At 69.5% G+C, this 17,839-nt stretch carries 12 protein-coding genes; 3 read left to right on the forward strand and 9 right to left on the reverse strand.

Features of this window, described 5'->3' with window-relative positions; genetic code table 11:
• Positions 1 to 126 precede the first annotated feature (126 nt).
• The 4 genes from kynU to TU34_RS16975 form a co-directional block, all read right to left on the reverse strand.
• Positions 127 to 1,362, reverse strand: coding sequence for a kynureninase (gene kynU / locus TU34_RS16960; RefSeq protein ID WP_045824091.1), 1,236 nt, complete (start codon positions 1,360 to 1,362; stop codon positions 127 to 129).
• An 86-nt stretch (positions 1,363 to 1,448) separates the two neighbouring features.
• A complete protein-coding gene (locus TU34_RS16965) occupies positions 1,449 to 2,315 on the reverse strand; it encodes a ParA family protein (protein ID WP_045824092.1) in 867 nt (288 codons plus the stop codon).
• Between the two features lie 92 nt (positions 2,316 to 2,407).
• Positions 2,408 to 3,658 carry an FAD-binding domain-containing protein gene (locus TU34_RS16970; protein WP_045824093.1) on the reverse strand — a complete coding sequence of 417 codons (1,251 nt, stop codon included), beginning with the start codon at positions 3,656 to 3,658 and terminating at the stop codon, positions 2,408 to 2,410.
• 46 nt (positions 3,659 to 3,704) lie between these two features.
• Positions 3,705 to 4,709, reverse strand: a complete 1,005-nt coding sequence (locus TU34_RS16975) for an aldo/keto reductase family protein (protein WP_045824094.1) — start codon at positions 4,707 to 4,709, stop codon at positions 3,705 to 3,707.
• Positions 4,710 to 4,882: 173 nt separating this feature from the next.
• Here TU34_RS16975 and TU34_RS16980 point away from each other — a divergent pair, with 173 nt between their 5' ends.
• A complete protein-coding gene (locus TU34_RS16980; RefSeq protein ID WP_150116581.1) occupies positions 4,883 to 6,415 on the forward strand; it encodes an Ig-like domain-containing protein in 1,533 nt (510 codons plus the stop codon).
• A 25-nt stretch (positions 6,416 to 6,440) separates the two neighbouring features.
• On the opposite strand, the gene TU34_RS16985 is transcribed toward TU34_RS16980, so the two are convergent.
• Positions 6,441 to 9,992: an ATP-binding protein gene (locus TU34_RS16985; RefSeq protein WP_045824096.1), complete on the reverse strand. Its 3,552-nt coding sequence runs from the start codon at positions 9,990 to 9,992 to the stop codon at positions 6,441 to 6,443.
• 271 nt (positions 9,993 to 10,263) lie between these two features.
• On the opposite strand from TU34_RS16985, the gene TU34_RS16990 reads away from it, so the two are divergent.
• Positions 10,264 to 11,925, forward strand: a complete 1,662-nt coding sequence (locus TU34_RS16990; RefSeq protein WP_160298540.1) for a YncE family protein — start codon at positions 10,264 to 10,266, stop codon at positions 11,923 to 11,925.
• Positions 11,926 to 11,928: 3 nt separating this feature from the next.
• Here TU34_RS16990 and TU34_RS16995 read toward each other — a convergent pair whose 3' ends face one another.
• The 4 genes from TU34_RS16995 to TU34_RS17010 all read right to left on the reverse strand — a co-directional run bounded on the left by TU34_RS16995 (position 11,929) and on the right by TU34_RS17010 (position 17,084).
• Complete coding sequence (locus tag TU34_RS16995) at positions 11,929 to 13,869, reverse strand: ABC transporter ATP-binding protein (protein ID WP_045824098.1); 1,941 nt, start codon at positions 13,867 to 13,869, stop codon at positions 11,929 to 11,931.
• Positions 13,866 to 15,596 (reverse strand): ABC transporter ATP-binding protein, encoded by a 1,731-nt coding sequence (locus TU34_RS17000; RefSeq protein ID WP_045824099.1) that lies wholly within the window; start codon positions 15,594 to 15,596, stop codon positions 13,866 to 13,868. Before TU34_RS17000 ends, TU34_RS16995 begins: the two co-directional genes overlap by 4 nt.
• Positions 15,597 to 15,687: 91 nt before the next feature.
• Complete coding sequence (locus TU34_RS17005) at positions 15,688 to 15,882, reverse strand: ferredoxin (protein ID WP_045824100.1); 195 nt, start codon at positions 15,880 to 15,882, stop codon at positions 15,688 to 15,690.
• Positions 15,879 to 17,084, reverse strand: coding sequence for a cytochrome P450 (locus TU34_RS17010; RefSeq protein WP_045824101.1), 1,206 nt, complete (start codon positions 17,082 to 17,084; stop codon positions 15,879 to 15,881). Before TU34_RS17010 ends, TU34_RS17005 begins: the two co-directional genes overlap by 4 nt.
• A gap of 159 nt (positions 17,085 to 17,243) precedes the next feature.
• Between TU34_RS17010 and TU34_RS17015 the strand changes: the two genes are divergently transcribed.
• Positions 17,244 to 17,825 carry an LGFP repeat-containing protein gene (locus TU34_RS17015; RefSeq protein WP_045824156.1) on the forward strand — a complete coding sequence of 194 codons (582 nt, stop codon included), beginning with the start codon at positions 17,244 to 17,246 and terminating at the stop codon, positions 17,823 to 17,825.
• The last annotated feature ends 14 nt before the right edge of the window (positions 17,826 to 17,839 follow it).

The following is a 17,839-nucleotide window of genomic DNA, read 5'->3' on the forward strand; positions in this document are numbered from 1 at the left end:
CGTGGGACACGAAGGCCTCCTGGTGGTGAAGCGGTGAACTAGACAGCTCCACTTCACACCCGGGGGCCTTCTTCCGTCAGCCCGACTCACCGCCGCGAGGCGGGACAACCTCCCTGGACATCACAACTAGACCGGCTTCTCGAGCTCCGCGGCGATCGCCTCGACGCCGGTCGCCACATCGGTGAACGAGGTGCTGAGCGGACTCAGTCCGAGTCGGATCCCGCTGGGGCGTCGGAAGTCCGGGATGATGCCCCGCTCCCACAGTCGCGCCGTGATGCGTTGCGACTCGGGGTGGTCGATGGTGACGTGGCCGCCGCGACGGTCGGGGTCGCGGGGTGTCGCGACGGTGACGCCGTGGTCGGCAAGACGTTCGTCGACGAGGGCGATCGCGAATCCGGTGAGCGCCGTCGACTTCTCGCGGATCGCATCGACACCGGCCTCGTCGATGAGGTCGAGCATGTCGATCATCGGCTGCATCGCGACGATCGGCGGTGTCCCGCTCAGGAGGCGTCGAACACCATGGGCGGCAACGTAACCCTGCCTCATCTCGAATGATGACTCCGCACCCATCCATCCCCAGATGGGCTGGGTGACGTCGGCGAGGTGTCGGTGCGCGACGTAGGCGAAGGCCGGCGAGCCGGGCCCACCGTTGAGGTACTTGTAGGTGCAGCCGACGGCGAGATCGACGCCCCACTTGTCGAGGTGGATCGGCAGGGCCCCGGCGGAGTGGCAGACGTCGAGCAGGACCAACGCTCCGTGGGCGTGCGCGGCATCGGTGATCGCCGCGGCGTCGAGCAGGTGCCCCGAGCGGTAGGCGACGTGGCTGACCAGGACCAACGCCGTCTGATCGCCGAGCACCGGCGCGAGGAGATCGGCGGTGACCCCGGCGTCGTGGTCCGGGTCGATCCAGCGCAGTGTCGCACCGGTCTCGGCGGCGATGCCCTCGGCGAGGTAGCGGTCGGTGGGGAAGTTGCCGCGGTCGACGACGATGTCGGTGCGGCCGGGTCGCAGCGCCAGGGCCGCGCGGATCAGTTTGTACAGCAGGACGGTCGTCGAATCCGCGACAACGGTCTGTCCCGCAGCGGCACCGAGGGTGACCGCGCCGATCCGATCACCCAGTCGCAGCGGCAGATCGAACCACCCCTCGTCCCAGCCCCGGATGAGTCGCGTGCCCCACGCCTCGTCGACGAAGGCGCGCATCCGTTCGGCCGTCACCCGCAGCGGGCGTCCCAGCGAGTTGCCGTCGAGGTAGGCCTGCACGTCGCCGCCGCTGACGAATCGATCGAGATGCGGGCGTAGCGAGTCCGCAGCATCGAGGTCGGCGGCCTGATTCTGCGCGGTCGATCGTGACGTGGTGCCCACCCGACGAGGTTACGTGCCCAACTGCGGGGTGTATCTGCCCAACTGCGGTCGTTACGTGCCCAACTGGCGGGGTGGGGTGGGGCAGGTCAGGGTGTGGCTGCGGGGATCTTGGCGGTCGCCTCGATGAGGATGGTGCCGGCGAGTTCGCGGAACTGGTCGAACTGGGTGCGACCGTATTTCGCGCGCAGGGTCGGGTACTCGGCGAACGCCGCCGCTGCCACGATCGCATTGGCCTCGCCGAGGTAGCCGGGCAGCACGTTCTGGATCGACGGGTCACGACGCAGCCGCGTCACCGTGTCGCGATGGACCGCGGAGTTGGCCTTGTACTTCGTGATCACAACACCGAGTTCGACGAGGCGACGGCCGATCTCGTCGCCGAAACGGCCGATGTAGGTCTGCACCTGCGGAATACCGTAGGTGGACAGCACATCCGGGATGGTCGGGATGATGTAGGCGTCGGCCAGGGCGAGGCCGTTGAGGGTGATCGGCCCCATGTTGGGCGGACAGTCGATGAGGACGATGTCGTAGTCATTCGTGATGGGCGCCAGCGCATCCCGTAACGCCGACACCCCGGCCAGGGTGTCGTCGGTGCGTACCCGCATCGCGCTGACCTCCTCGGTCACCTCGATGAGGTCGAGCGACGACGGGATGAGGTCGATGCCGCCGACCCCACGGACCGTGGACACTCCTCGCTGGCGGGTGTTCTCGAGCGAGAACTCGGCGGTGCCGTCGACGGCGTCGGCGAACAGGGTCGCCAGAGTGTGCCCGGCGGAGTTCAGTGCGAGCCACCGCGCGTCGCCGAGGAACATGGTGGTCAGGTTGATCTGCGAGTCGAGATCGACGAGCAACACGCTGCGTCCGAACTCACCGGCCAGGAACTCCGCGACCCCGGCGGTCACGGTCGTCTTGCCGACCCCGCCCTTGAGGCTGATGGTCGCGATCACCGCGGTCACGCGCGCACCCCAGCCGGGGCCGGTGTCCGCGGTGCGCGCATACCGATGAGACTAGGGAGCCGATCGCCACCACGGCGACCGGACGCGCGAATTCACCGCGGCGTGCCGACCGCCTTGCGCCACGCGCTGAACGACCGGACCGGCGCCCGCCGCGGCGTCACCAGCCACGTCCACGGGTGCAGCTCCACCGGCGTGACCTGCGCGGAGATGCGGCCGAAACCGGGGACGGGCGCCCACGTGGCGGCCAGCGAGCGGCCGTCGAGTTCGTCGGCGACGACACCGCGGCGCACCTCCACCTCGCGGCCGGCGGCGATGTCGCCGAGGCATTCCGCCAGGAAGACCAGCCGCTTCCCGGACAGCCGTAAGCGTCGGAGCAGGGGCTCGTCGAACACGAACACCGCGGGCCGGTCGGGGTCGGCGGCGAGAGCGGGATCGTTGTGTCCCAACGATTCCGCGGTCAACCAGACCTGGTCGGCGCCCGCACCGTCGACCTCGGTGGGTCCGGTGGGGATGTCGGAGGCACCGAGATACGGCCCGTCGAGAGGTGCACCGTGGTCGCTCGGCGGCCAGTCCTCGATGGGACAGTCGGCGTTCAGCGCGCACTCGCCGCACAGCGACGGCGATCGTTTCTGCACCTGCCAGCGACTGAACCCGTAGGGCTTGCCCGAGCCGGTCCCGACGGTCCACTGCCAGCCGAGCCGGTTGGCCGCGCGCGATCCGTCGAGCAGGTGGGCGAACATCTCGTCCTCACCCTCGCGCCACGTCGCCCCGACCCGCACCGTCCACTGCGACGCCATCCACATGCGGGCCTGGTTCACCAGCCACCCGTCGTCGTGCAGCTCGTCGAGCGTCGCCGACATGCAGTTCATCTCGGTGGGCCAGGGGTCGCCGCCGAACGGCCGATCCTCCGGCGCCACCGGGCGTCGGGGTTGCTCGTACCGCAGCGACTCCCCCAGCTCGGTTCCGACGCGGGCGTAGAGGTGTCGGGCGTACTCCTGCCACAGGAGTTCGTCGCGGTACTTACTCTTGTCGCGGCCCGATGCGTCGGACACCGCGTCCCACACCTCGCGCAGTGACAACAGCCCGTGGCGGATGTAGGGCGACATCCGGCTGGCGCCTCGACGCCCCACGGGCAGCACGGTGTTGCGGTCGCGCGCGTAGCCGGTGATGTCGAGCGACGCCAGCGCGACGTCGGCCGCGGTCTGGCCTCCGGTGAACGCGCCGGCGGCGATGTCGGTCGGGTCCTCACGGGCCAGATCACCGAGATGCTCGGCGACCCAGGCGATCGTCGCGCTGTGGTCGTCGGTGCCCGTGGGCGCCGGCGGAGTCGGTATCAGGGCCATGTCATCGACAGTAGCCACGGCCGCCGACACCGCCTCGGCGGTGACGTCAGACGAGGCGCTTCTCGGGGCTCTTGGTCAGCGACGCGTCGCGGATGATGCTGCCCGACAACGCCTCGTCGATCTTCGCGAGCACATCGGCGTCGAGGGTGACCTCGGATGCCTTCACGTTCTCGCTGATCTGCTCGGGCCTCGAGGCGCCGACGAGGGCCGCGGCGACGTTGTCGTTGGCCAACACCCATGCGACGGCGAGCTGCGCCATCGTGATGCCGAGGTCGGCGGCGATCGGTTCGAGCTTCGCGACGTCGGTCAGCACCGAGTCATCGAGGTAGCGCTTGATCATCTGATCGCCACCTTTGTCGTCGGTGGCGCGCGACCCGGCCGGCGGTGCCTGGCCCGGCTTGTACTTACCGGTGAGCACGCCCTGGGCGATCGGCGACCACACGATCTGCGAGATGCCGAGCTCCTCCGACGTCGGCACCACCTTCTCCTCGATGACGCGCCACAGCGCGGAGTACTGCGGCTGGTTGGAGATGATCGAGAAGCCGGCCTCGCGGGCGAGCCGCTGGCCTTCCCGCAGCTGCTCTGCGGTCCACTCCGACACCCCGATGTAGAGGGCCTTGCCCGACCGGACGACGTCGGCGAACGCCTGGATCGTCTCCTCGAGCGGCGTCTCGTGGTCGTACCGGTGGGCCTGGTAGAGGTCGACGTAGTCGGTGCCGAGGCGACGCAGGGACGCGTCGATGCCCTCGGAGATGTGCTTGCGCGAGAGACCGGTGTCGTTGGGACCGCGTTCGCCCACCGGGAAGTAGACCTTGGTGAAGATCTCCAGCCCCTCGCGACGCTCCCCGGCCAGCGCCTGACCGAGCACCGTCTCCGCGGCACCGTTGGCATAGACGTCGGCGGTGTCGAAGGTGGTGATGCCGGCGTCGAGTGCGGCGCGCACACACTTCTCGGCGATGTCGTTCTCCACCTGCGAACCGTGGGTCAGCCAGTTGCCGTAGGTGATCTCGGAGATCTTCAGGCCGCTGTTGCCCAGGTACCGATACGCCATCGCTCCACACACTCCTCGTCGTTCGTGCCCACCGGTCTCCTGACACGGTTCGCCGTCCACACGACTGTAGGCGCGCGGCCTGAAGTGCCCGAGGGCATGGGTGTGACCTGCGACTCTTACAAAATATTTGCACTCGTTCGCGACCATCGGGCCTCGAGAGCGAGGTGGTGGGGATGAGCCAGCGGGAGATGCAGGACAGCGAGGTCGGTGGCCGCCGACCTGTGGACCGTGATGAGCAGACCGACACGCTGCGACGGTGGGCCGGGCGCGCGTTGCGGGTCGGCCACCCGCTGACCGCGGGCGGTGCGGCGATCAGCGGGCACCTCTACATCGACGACACCGATCCCGTCTCGGTGCGACACCGGATGACGGTGCTGCCCCGTCACGGCCGGGCGACCGTCATCGGTGCAACGGAGTTCCGCTACGCCCCGACTCGCGCCGCACTCCGTGCCGCCGCGACCGGCGGACCGACCCACGACACCTTCGTGGTGACCGGCACCGAACGCAGCGGCACCGCACGCCGTATCGCCGTGGTGGTCCCCGTCGGCACCGGGTCGCCTGCGTCAGAGGTGGCGACCAGCGCGAACACCTCGAGCGCGACGATCCCCCTGCCGCACACCCCGTGCGCCCTCGTGTCGAGTCCCGACCGCGAACGGCTGTTTGCGATCTCGCCCGACGCCGCCGTCGCGATGGTCGTCGACGCGATGTCGTGTCGCGTGGTGGAGACGTTCGACCTCACCGGTCCGGCCGCCGCCATCGTCGTCGATCCCCTCCGGCCGCGGTTGTACGCCGCGATCGCCGGGAGCAATTGCGTCGACGTGGTCGACTCGCGCTCCGGCGAGATCCTCGATTCGCTGTGGATCGACGACCCCATCCGGCTCGCGGTGTCGTCGGACGGGTCGCGTCTCGTCGTCGCGACCGGCGGGGGGGAGATCGAGGTGATCGACACCGCGACGACCCGCACCCTCGTGAACCTCGACGAGCTCGGGGCGGTGCGCGATGTCCTGCTCTCGCCCGACGACTCCCGGCTGTACGTGATCGCCCACGACGGTGCGGCGTGCACCGTGCAGCTCATCGAGTCGCCGATGCACGCGCCGCTACCGACCCACCGCTTCAGTGCGCGCGGCGTGATCGGCGGTGTCGCCATGTCGGCCGACGGTCGCCGCCTCGCGCTCCTCGACGTCGGCTCCGATCACCGCGGGAACGGCGACCGGCTCGTCGTCCTCGACGCCGCGACCCTCATGACGCGGAACATCGTCGCGATCGCACCGGGACACGGTGCCCCGGCGTTCGCCGCCGATCAGCGATCGGTGGTGATCGTCAACGCCCTCGACGAGACCGTCACCGTGATCGACATCGATGGCGAGCGCACCGGTGCGGTGACGGTGCGCGCCGGCGCACGGCCCCGATGTGTGGTCGTCGCACCCGACGGCGACACCCTCTACTGCGCGGGGGCCGACGGCGTGACGGTGCTGTCGCGGACGGTGACGGGCACCGTGCTCGGCGGCCTGCTCGACTCCGGTGTCCACCACGAGCTGTCGCGCGCCCCTCGCCACGGCACGGTGTCGGTGTGCGAGGACGGTTCGTTCGTCTACACCGCCGACGGTCCGTTCGTGACCGACGATCGTTTCGCGGTCCGGATCACCGATCTCTACCGACGCAATGCTCCCGTCGATGCCGACGTGGTGGTCGTCGGCGTCCACTGAGCACCGACGGACGCGTGCTCGATCGTCAGACGCCGAGCGCGTCGGCGAGCAGGGCGACACGACGCACGATCGCGGTCGCCCCGATGCGTTCGGCACGCGCCGACACCGCCTGCAGCTCCCCCGGCTCGACGCCGGCGCCGGTCTCGGCCGCGAGCATCAGGGCGAGGTGCTCGGTCTCGATCTCCCACGCCACGTAGCCGCGACGTCGATGCTCGCGACGCGCGTCGGCGAGATGCACGGCCGCACATGTGTGGTCGCCGAGGGTGACGGCGAGGTGCGCCAGATGGTGGTGCACCACACCGAACACCGCCGCCCACACCATGACCGTCTGATCGGCGAACGGCAGCAGTCGCGCGTACACCGCACGGCACGCCTCGAGGTTGCGCGTCACCGCCGCGGCGCGGGCGAGCGCCGCGAGGTACAGCGACGACAGCACCGACGTCGGGATCTCGGCGACGCGTTCGGCGGTGTAGTACTCCATCACCTCGACGGCCTCGGCCCGCAAGGCCGCCGCACCCTCAACGTCGGTGTGTCCGATGTCGTCGAGGGCGAGTGCCAGGATCGGTCGGAACATCGGCACCACGCGCGCGAGCTCGGCGAACGTGTCGCGTTCGGCGACCTGGGCGGAGAAATCACCCCGCAGGGAGTTCACCGCCAGCAGCGACAGTTGCAGCCGCCCCCACTTGCCGTGATCGCCGGGCGCGGTGGGCAAGGCGTTGAGCATCGCGATCCGTTCCTCGGCCTGCGCGAGACGGCCGACGGTGACGTCGATGCCGACGAGCCCGTACTGCACCAGCGCCGCCAGCTCCGGGTTGCGTGATGTCTGGGCCTCGGTGATCCGGTCCAGGATCCGCAGCGCGACATCGGGATCGCCGTGCTCGACCTCCGCGCGTGACGACCAGATCGCCACCGCGGGGTCACGGACACGACGGGTGGCGAGCGACATCAGGTCCGACAGCTCGGTCCGCGCCAGCTCACGCAGATCGGCGCATTCGGGCACCCGCAGACCGATCAGCACCGAGAGCATGACCGCGGCGAGTGCGTCGCGGTCGCCGGTGGCGCGGGCGGCGGCCAACGCGCGCAACGCGAATCCGCGGCGCGCCTCCCAGTCGTTCTCCCACCCGAGTTCGATCACCAACTGCGACAGCAGACGGGCCGTGTCGGCGTCGTCGGCGACACCGGCGGCCTCCTGCGCCGCGAGCGCCTCACCAAGACTGTCGACCCGCTCGTGGTCGATGCCCTGGATCTGGACGAACAGGATGCCCTCGAGCGCATTCGCCAGCGTCGCGGCGATCTGCAGGTCGAGTTCACCGAGGCGACGCGCCATCGCCGCCGCCTCGAACAGGGTCGGGCGGGCCTGCGGATCGCGGATCCGGCGCATCGACCGACCCCGGGCGATCAGCACTTCACAGCGGGCCACCGAGTCGCCCCGCGGGACCATCCGCTCCAGCGCGTCGCCGAAGTACTCGATCGCGTCCTCGTAGGCGGCGACGCGATGGGCGCTCTCCCCCGCGCGGCGCGAGTACATCGCCGCGGCAGGCCGATCGGCGTCGAGTGCGCGACTGAAGTGATAGGCCAGCCGCACGAAGTCGTCGGTGTCGACCGACGCACCGATCGCCTCGAGTGCGCGCGCCACCGACGAGTGCATGCGCGCGCGGACCGCGCCGGCGGTGGTCGCGTACAGCGTCTCCCGCACGAGCGGGTGTCGCAGTCGCATGGCGTCGTCGGAGTCGTCGTCGGACAGCAGGAAACGCCGCAGCATCAACTCGTCGATCGCCTCGGCGAACCGGGTGTCGTCGTCGAAGGCGTCGGGATCGAACGAGCGGGCGGCCTGCCGGAGCACGCTGCGCGACACCGACATCCCGATCACCGCGCACAGGTGCAGCAACCCGGCGGTGGCGTCGGACAGGCGTCGTTCGAGCTGGGCAACGGCATCGGCGACCGAGGAGGGCAGGGCCTCCTCGGGCATCCGCCAGTGCGCAGCCATCAGCGACGCGATGAACATGGGCAACCCGTTGGAGCGCTGGTGCAACGCGTCGGCGTCGATGTCGAAACCCGCGAGCTCGACGAGTTCCTTCACGTCGGTCGGCGTGAGCAACCCCAGCGGGATGCGGTGCAGGCGGCCCGCCGACTCGGCGGCGTGCATCGTCGCGAGGAGTTCGTGGTGCGGGGCGAAATCGTCACGGACCGTGGCCACCACACACAGATTCGACCGCGCGGACGCCCCGACGACGTAGCGCAGCACCGCCAACGTCGCCGCCGACGCCCACTGCAGGTCGTCGATGACCAACATCGTGACCGTGCCGGGATCACCGGTGAGCCACGTCGCCACCGCCTCCATCACCAGCGGCCGGTCGTCGGACACCGACGCCGGCGCGAGGTCTCCGAAGCGTCGCGCCGCACGGGGCGTCAGCCGCAGGATGTCGGCGCCGTGGCGGGTCAGCCACGCGCGGGTGTCGGCGGTGTCGCGGCGGTCGATCTCGTGGGTGACCGCCTCGACGAAGGGTTCGTACGGGGTGGCGGCGTTCTCGCTGCACCGACCGACGACGACCTCGACACCGGCCGCGCGCGCCCGGCGCGCGGCCTCGGTCACCACCGTCGTCTTGCCCGTGCCGCTCTCGCCGGACACCACGACGAACCGCCCGTGCCCACCGACGGCGGCCTCGATCGCGGTGTCGAGTTCGCGCAGCTGCTCACCGCGACCGACGATGTGCAGCCACGGATAGGTCGACCAGCCGACGGGCACCGGCTCGTCGGCGACGTCGACAGTCGCCGAGATGTGGGTCGCCGCGTCGTCACGCAGGAGGCCCGTGAAGACGGCGTCGGTGTCGGCGGAGGGGCTGACGCCGAGGGTGTCGGCGAGCACCCGACGACACCGTGCCGCGACCGACAGGGCCTGGGCGCGGTCGCCGAGCGCGGCGTAGGCACGCATGGCCATCCGGTAGCCGACCTCGCGCAGGGGATCGGCGGCGAGCAGCGCCTCGGCCGATGCCACGGCCTGCTCGTATTCGCCTGTCTCCAGCGACGATCCGGCGTCGAGGTCGAGGGCGCGCAACCGCAGGGTCACGCATTCGGCGCGAATCGGGTCGGCCCAGTCCCCCGTCACACCGACGAGCGCCTCGTCGGACAACACCGCCAACGCCGCACGTGCTCGTTCGGCCACCGCCCGGTGATCGATCTCGCCCCGGGCGTCGGGGATCGCCGGCCGACAGTTCGCCCGCGCCGTCTCGAGGTCGACGGTGGCGGTGTCGGGGAGCAGCAGCCGGACGTTGCCGCCGCGCGACCGCACGCACTCGCCCGCGATGCCGGCGGCCTCGACCGCGTCGCGGACCTTCGAGATGAGTCCCCGCAGTGCCGAGGTCCACGATCGGGGCCGCCCGTCGGGCCAGATGAGGTCGGCCAGTTCGGTGGTGCTCACCTCACGCTGACGGTGCAGGGCGAGGTAGGCCAGGATCTCGACACACCGCGGTCCACCGACCACGCGCGGATCGACGACGCGTTCGCCGTGGACCGCCGACACGACCCCGACCGACACGACGCCGATCAGGCGAATCGTGATCGGAGCCCCGGTGTCCATCCGACGACGATATGCCGATGTCCCGACGCCGACCCTGCCGAGGCGAGCGCCCGGCCCGATCCACGTCCGCAAATCGCGACTCAACCATCTGTGAACTGCGGTTTTTGCACTTTTTTCGCGCTTCGGGAGCACTATGGGTGTCGGCATCACACAGGTGATCTCGTGGCGGCGGGGAAGGCAACGCGCGAGGTCGAGACGATGAACATCTGATACGAACCAGCGGGGGCGCGACATGCACGGGGTGGACGAGAACGGTCCGATCGAGACGGGCGTGATCCAGAGACGGGTCGCGTCGCTCGACGGTGCACGGGACGAGAGCGGGATCGACGGACCGACGGCGACCGCGCCGCGAGCCCGTGGCGGCCCGGCACATCTGCCGACCCACCTCGACCCCGTCGCGCCGCGGCTCCATCCCGGAGTCCCGGCCGTCCCGACCGCACCCGTACCGGCGACACCGCGGTGGAAGACCTCACTGCGGCGACGCGTGTTCCACACCCCGACATCACCCGTCGGCGACACCGGCGTCCGACGGATCGTCGGTCGCGCCTCGGTCGTCGAGACCGGAGGGACGGACGCCGGCGACACCACCTGTCGTCACATCCTGGAATCGGCACCGCAGCACGGTCGGGTGACCGTGCGCGCCGATGGATCCTTCGACTATCTGCCGGGAACGGCGGTGCACCGCATGAGCCGCACGGCCGGCCCGATCGCCGACCGCTTCCGCGTCGTCGTGTCCGACGACGCGGGCCGACGTCACACCCTCGCGATCACCCCGATCGTGTCCGCGGACCCCACGCGCACGCCGGTACGGTTCACCGCGAACGCGACCGGCAGCGCGTCGATCGACCTGGGCGCGACCCCGCGGACCACGGCCCTCGACGCCACCGGCACCCGCCTGTACGTCATCAGCTCGGAAGCATCGACCCTGACGGTCATCGACACCGCCTCATCGAGCGTCATCGCGGTGGTCGATCTCGCGGGCGTCCCGGCGGCGCTGTGTGTCGACCCGACCGGCACGCGCCTGTTCGTCACCCTCACCGATGACGACACGATCGCCGTCGTCGACACCGCCTCGGCGACGGTGACCGGAGCCATCCGCGTCGCGTCCCCGGTGGCGATCGCGATGGCTTCCGACGCGACGCTCATCGTCGCCGGCGCCGACGGATCCCTGCGCATCCTCGATGTGTCCGGCCGCGAGCTCGGGCGCGTCGACGGACTGGGCCGGATCCGCTCCCTGCTGACCAGTGCCGACGACCGGCGCGTCTACGTGCTCGACGAATCGGGTTCCGACGCCGTCGTCCATGTCCTCGCGCTGCACGACGCGGCGACGGGCGCACCGCGTAGGGTCGGCGCGATCCGTGCCGACGGCTTCGTCCTCGACATGACCCTCGGCGCGGACGACACACGGCTGCATCTCATCTCGGCGAGCGCGCGCACCCTCCTCACCGTCGACACCCGCACCCTCATCGTCCAGTCGGCCATCGATCTCGGGGGCTTCCACACCGGCGTCGCCGCCGCACCCGACGGGCACACCGTCTACGTCGCAACATCATTCGGCGACGCCGTCTCGGCGGTCGATCTGCGCACCGGAACGGTGGTCGCCGCGGCACCCACCGGCGAGTTCCCCCGCCACCTCGTGTGCAGTCCCGACGGCACCCGCGTCTACGCGGCGACCGCCGACGCCGTCACCGTGCTCACCCGGTCGGTGCCGGGCGCGATCGTGGGCCCCGACGACGGCATCGGGCGGGTCTACACCGTCGCCGGTGGTCCGCGCCACGGCTCGGTCCGCATCGAGGCCGACGGCAGCTTCGTCTACACCTCGGATCTGCCGTTCGTGCAGAACGACGAGTTCCGCGTGCTCGTCGACGACGGCCTGCGCACCGCGGGCACCGCCGTCATCTCCCTCTGCGCCGCCCCGCCCGTCAAGGCCTGAGCCTCAGCCGTCGGTGTCGGCGGTGACCGTCCCGGCGAACTGGCTGTTGTAGAGCCGGAAGTAGGCGCCGCGGGCATCGATGAGCTCGTCGTGCGAGCCCTGCTCGACGATCTCGCCGCCCTCCATCACGAGGATGGTGTCGGCGTCGCGGACCGTCGAGAGTCGGTGCGCGATGACGAAACTCGTGCGGTCGGCACGCAACGCCTGCATCGCCTTCTGGATGAGCAGCTCGGTGCGGGTGTCGACCGAGCTGGTGGCCTCGTCGAGGATCAGCAGTCGCGGTTGGGCGAGGAACGCCCGCGCGATGGTGATGAGCTGCTTCTCGCCGGCGCTGACACCGCCACCCTCCTCGTCGATCACGGTGTCGTAGCCGTCGGGGAGGATCGACACGAAGTGGTCGACGTGGCCCGCCCGTGCGGCGGCCATCACCGCGGCGTCGTCGGCATCGGGGTCGCCGTAGGCGATGTTCTCGCGGATCGTGCCGCCGAACAGCCAGGAATCCTGCAGCACCATGCCCGTTCGCTCCCGCAGGTCCGCACGCGTCATGTCGCGCGTCTCGACCCCGTCGAGCGAGATGGTGCCCGAATCCACGTCGTAGAACCGCATGAGCAGGTTCACCACCGTGGTCTTGCCGGCGCCGGTCGGGCCGACGATGGCGACCATGTGACCCGGCCGCGCCGTCAGCGACAGGGCCTCGATGAGCGGGGCGTCGTCGCGATAGCTGAACGACACGTCGTCCACCACGACCTTTCCCGCGTCGCTGACGGGAACCTTCGGCGACACCGGGTCGGCGTCCTCGACCTCGGCGTCGAGGATGTCGAAGATGCGCTCGGCCGAGGCGACACCGCTCTGCATCAGGTTGAACATCGACCCGATCTGGGTGAGCGGCTGGGTGAACTGGCGGGAGTACTGGATGAACGCCTGCACCTCACCGAGACTCAGGCTTCCCGACGCCACCCGCAGACCGCCGACCACCGCGATCGCCACGTAGTTGAGGTTCCCCAGGAACATGATGGTGGGCATGATGATCCCGGAGATGAACTGTGCTCGCCAGCTCGACGCGTAGAGCGATTCGTTGCGCTCGTCGAAGCGGTCGGCGACCTCCTGGGCGCGCCCGAACACCTTGATGACCTCGTGGCCGGTGAACGCCTCCTCGACCTGCGCGTTGAGCGCGCCGGTGCTCTTCCACTGCGCAAGGAAGTGGGGCTTCGACCGCTTGGCGACCATCGCGGTCGCGAGCACCGCCAGCGGCACGGTGACGATCGCGATCAGCGACAGCAACGGCGAGATGATGAGCATCATCACCAGGATCGCGATGACCATCAGCAGCGAGTTCAGCAGCTGGGAGATGGTCTGCTGCAACGACTGCGAGACGTTGTCGATGTCGTTGGTGACGCGACTGAGCAGCTCCCCGCGCGGGGTGGTGTCGAAGTAGCGCAGCGGCAGTCGGTGGATCTTGTCCTCGACCTCGGTGCGCAGTTCGCGCACCGTCGACTGCACGGTGACGTTGAGCAGCAGGCTCATCAACCACGCCAGCAGCGCCGAGGCGACGTAGAGCACCAGCACGAGCGTGAGCGTCGACCCGAGCGCACCGAAGTCGACTCCGGTGCCCGGCGTGACGTTCATCGACGACACCATGTCGGCGAAGGTCCCGTCGCCGCGCTCGCGCAGACCCGCCACGGCCTGGGCCTTGGATAGACCGTCGGGCAACGACTTCCCGATCACGCCCGAGAAGATGATGTCCGTCGCGTGGCCGAGGATCCGCGGCGACAGCGCGGTGAGGACCACCGATCCGACCGCGGCCACGAAGATCACCACCAGCGACAGCCGTCGGGTCGCGAGCCTGCCGCCGAGGCGCTTCACCGACGGCTTGAACGAGCGCGCCTTCTCCCCCGGCACCCCGCCCATCGGGATGCCGGGGCCGCCGCCACCGGGGCGCGTCATCGGGCGTCCACCGCCATCTGCGACTCGACGATCTCGGTGTAGGTGGGGCAGGTGTCGACGAGGTCGTGGTGTCGGCCCACGCCGACCACCCGACCGTGCTCGAGGACGACGATCTGATCGGCGTCGATGATCGTCGAGATGCGTTGGGCGACGATGATGACGCACGCCTCGGTGGTCGCCGGCCGCAGCGCCGCGCGCAGGCGGGCGTCGGTGGCGAGATCGAGCGCGGAGAACGAGTCGTCGAAGAGGTAGATGTTGGGTCGCCGGATGAGGGCCCGGGCGATCGCGAGGCGTTGTCGTTGCCCGCCGGAGACCGTCGTCCCGCCCTGCGCGACGGCGGTGTCGAGCCCATCGGGCATGTCCCGCACGAAGTCCGCCGCCTGGGCGACGGTCAACGCCTCCCAGATCTCGTCGTCGGTGGCGTCGGGCCGTCCGTAGCGCATGTTGGTCGCGATGGTGCCGGAGAACAGGTAGGGCTTCTGCGGCACCAACCCGATGACGCGTCGCAACTCCTCGGGGTCGAGCGTCCGCACGTCGGTCCCGCCGACCGACACCGCGCCGCCGGTCGTGTCGACCAGCCGCGGGATGAGACCCAGCAGGGTCGTCTTGCCCGAGCCGGTGGAGCCCACCACGGCGGTGGTGGTGCCGGGGGTGGCGGTGAACGAGATGTCGCACAGCACAGGCGCATCGGCGCCGGGATAGCGGAACTCGGCACCGCGGAACTCGACGGTGCCGGGGTCGGCGACGAACGGCGCGGGCTTCGCCGGCGGTGACACCGAGGTCTCGGTGTCGAGGACCTCGGAGATGCGTTCGGCGCAGACCGTGGCGCGCGGGGCCATCATCGCGAGGAACGACGCCATCATCACCGCCATCATGATCTGCATGACGTAGCTGATCATCGCGGTGAGCGAACCGATCTCGACGGTCCCGTCGGCGATCTTGTAGCCGCCGAACCACACGATGGCCACCATCGTGACGTTGGTGATGAGCATGACGACGGGGAACATCAGCGCCATGAGGCGGCCCACGCGCAGCGCCGAGTCGGTGAGGTCGTCGTTGGCGCGGTCGAACCGCTCGCGCTCGTAGGGCTCGCGCACGAACGCGCGCACCACGCGGATACCGGTGATCTGTTCGCGCAGAACACGGTTGACGGTGTCGATGCGGCTCTGCATCGCACGGAACCCGGGGATCATGCGGGCGATGATGAGCGCCATGCTGCCGCCGAGGACGGGGACGGCGACGACGAGCACCCAGGCCAGCGAGCTGCCGACGTGGAGGCCCAGGACGATGCCGCCGATGCACATGATCGGCGCGGTGACGAGGATCGTGCACGCCATCACCGCGAGCATCTGCACCTGCTGGACGTCGTTGGTGGTGCGGGTGATCAGCGACGGCGCGCCGAACTGGCCGACCTCCCGCGCCGAGAACGTGCTGACCCGCCCCATGAGGTCGCGGCGGATGTCGCGGCCCGCACCGAGCGACGCACGCGCACCGAAATAGCTCGAGGCGATACTGCACAACACCTGCACCAGCGAGATGCCGAGCATCCACATGCCGATGTCGACGATGTAGTCGGTGTCGCCGCGTGCGACACCGGAGTCGATGATGTCGGCGTTGAGCGTGGGCAGGTAGAGCATCGCGATGGTGGCGACGAGCTGGAGAACCACCACGGCGAGCAGTTCACGACGGTAGGTCGCGAGATAGGTACGCAGCAGCCGGATCAGCATCGGCTCGACGATCCGGACATCTGACAGCGAGGGCCATTCACCCGGCTGAGGCTATCAACGTCCGACCGCGCGCGCGTCAGCCGAAAGTGCGTCACACGGTCGTCGAGATGGCCCTCGCGGGACAGCGGTCGACGGCGTCGGCGATCTGAGATGTCCGCTGCGTGACGGGTGCGTCGGGGAGGACATAGGAGATGCCCTCGTCGTCGGTCTGATCGAACACATCCGGTGCCGCGAGCACGCACTGGCCTGCGCCAACGCACGCGTCGCGATCGATCTCGATGCTCATGACGCCTCGACGGTCGGGGTGTCGAAGGTGATGGGGAGCGACCGGACGCCGTAGACGAACATGTCGTCCTTGAAGTCGATGTCGTCGAGCTCGGCGGCCACGGCGAGACCGGGGACACGCGTCACGAGGGCGCGGTAGGCGATCTCGAGTTCCAGACGGGCCAGCGCCTGGCCCAGGCACTGGTGGACCCCGAATCCGAACGCGACGTGGTGTCGTGCGGCCCGGTGGATGTCGAGGGTGTCGGGATCGCCGTCGAAGGCATCCTCGGCGCGGTTGCCGGCGTCGGCGGAGATGATGACGCCCTCCCCCGCGGCGATGGTGGTGCCGGCGATCTCGATGTCGTCGGTGGCCACGCGCCGCAGGCCCTGGTGCACGATCGTCAGATAGCGCAGCAGCTCCTCGACCGCGGAGGTCATCAGCGCGGGGTCGTCACTCGCGCGGAGCTCGGCGAGCTGGTCGGGATGACGCAGCAGCGCGAGCGTTCCCAGGGCGATCATGTTCGCGGTCGTCTCGTGTCCGGCGATGAGCAGCAGGCTGCACATGTCGGCGACCTCGGCGGTCGTGAGGTGACCGGGGCGCACCTGGTTCACCACGAGGTCGCCGATGAGATCGTCGCCGGGGTTCTGCACGGCCTTGTCGACCAGGTCCCGCAGGTAGTCGGCGAGATCGTCACGTGCGGCCTCACGCTCGGCGATGGGGGCGCTCAGGGTGAGCTGCACGCTGCTGCACCGCTGGAAGAAGTCGTGATCGGCGTAGGGCACGCCGAGGAGGTCGCAGATGACCAGCGACGGCAGCGGCAGGGCGAAGTCGGCGACGAGGTCGGCGTGGCCGTCCTTCGTCAGCATCTGCTCGAGCAACGTGTCGACCAACCCCTCGATGGCCGGACGCATCGACGCGATCCGCTTGACGGTGAAGTGCTTGATCAGCATCCGTCGCTGCTGCTGATGTTCGGGATTGTCCATCGAGATGAACGACCGCGTCCGCCGTGCCAGCACTCGCGCGGGGTAGCCGGGCCTGCGGAAGTCGGAGCTCAGGCGCGGGTCGACGAGGGCCTCGCGCTGCTCGTCGTATCCGGTGACCAGCCACGCAGTGGCGCCGGTCTCGATCCGTACCTTCGAGACCGGGCCGTTCTCGGTCTGCTCGGCGGGTGGGTCGAACGGACAGGTCCGGGTCATCGGATAATCCGGGATCACGTCAGACATCTAGCCTCCCTAATTACGTGTACTCACCAACCATATCGGAAACGGCGGCGGGAACGCGTCGATCACGTCACCATCCGACGTCGAGGGTTGGTGCGAACCGTTGCCATGAGGGAACAATCGACCCGGGTCGGTGACCTCATGAAGCAGAAAGTGACATCCATGCGCATCAGAGAACGAGTGACGGCACTGACCGTCGCGGCCGTGACCGTGCTGACGCTGGCGTCGACGCAGCTCGCCGGAGTGGCGAGCGCCGACGACGTCTATGGCGAGTACACCGTGGGCGGGAAGATCGAGGAGGCCTACACGGCCACCGGCGGACCCGACAAGTGGGGCAACCCGTTGATCGCGGAGTCCCCGGCGTTCCAGGGTGGGCGGTTCCAGACCTTCGAGAAGAACGTCTCGTTCTACTGGAAGGCGAACGTCGCCGGCGGCACCGCGCACTTCGTGGGTGGAGCGATCCGCGGCAAGTGGGCGTCGTTGCGCTACGAGCGCGGTGTGCTCGGCTGGCCTCTCACGAACGAGATCGACGTTCCCGGTCGCGGGAAGCGACAGGATTTCCAGGGCGGCAACGTCTACTACTCCTCGGCCGGCGGAACGCGCACGGTGTGGGGCGGCATCTTCAAGCGATGGGCGGCCAAGGGTGGATCGACCGGCTTCTTCGGCTTCCCGGTGAGCGACGAGTACCGCAACGGTCGGGGCTGGGCGCAGGACTTCAACGGCGGAACGCTGTTCTTCCCCTGATCCCCACCTCGTGA

The organism is Williamsia herbipolensis (assembly GCF_000964005.1).
Taxonomy (GTDB): Bacteria; Actinomycetota; Actinomycetes; order Mycobacteriales; family Mycobacteriaceae; genus Williamsia_A; species Williamsia_A herbipolensis.